Consider the following 722-nt stretch of genomic DNA (forward strand, 5'->3'; position numbering starts at 1 on the left):
TAATAATCATGAGGAAGTTGAGTTTATCTTTCACATTGGTGCGAAAACAGACACTACTCTTTTTGATCTAGAGATATTTAATAAGCTCAACATTCAGTACAGCAAAGATGTATGGAATCGCTGCGTAAAATATCAGATTCCGTTGGTTTATGCCTCTTCTGCAGCCACTTACGGCCTGGGCGAACATGGCTACGATGATGATGAATCTAAAATACCTCAATTAAAACCTTTAAATCCTTACGGACAGTCAAAGCAAGATTTTGACATTTGGGCTCAGGAGCAAGAGAAAAAACCTTTCTTCTGGGCAGGCCTGAAATTCTTTAATGTATACGGCCCTAACGAATACCATAAAGGTAGAATGGCTTCAGTAATATGGCATTCGTACAATCAGATTAAAGAGACTGGAAAAATGAATCTTTTCCGATCACACAACCCTGATTATAAAGATGGTGAGCAAAAGCGAGACTTCGTGTATGTAAAGGACGTGGTTGATGTTTGTTTCTGGCTGATGAGACATCGTAAGGATTCTGGAATTTACAATCTTGGAAGTGGCAAGGCGAGAACATTTCTTGATCTAACGAAAGCTGTATTTAAAGCATTGGAAAAACCAGAAGATATTGGTTTTATAGACACTCCAGCTGACATCAGGGATAAATATCAGTATTTTACTGAAGCTAACATGAACAAGCTTAGGTCCATAGGTTACTCAAAAAAATTCCACA

General features: G+C 38.1%; 1 protein-coding gene. It reads left to right on the plus strand.

The genetic code is table 11. The features are described from left to right. Nucleotides 1-722, plus strand: a 722-nt coding sequence (gene rfaD / locus E1176_RS00425; protein ID WP_155208623.1) for an ADP-glyceromanno-heptose 6-epimerase, incomplete at both ends; no start/stop codon positions are given.

This window comes from Fulvivirga aurantia (genome assembly GCF_009711475.1).
Classification (GTDB): domain Bacteria; phylum Bacteroidota; class Bacteroidia; order Cytophagales; family Cyclobacteriaceae; genus Fulvivirga; species Fulvivirga aurantia.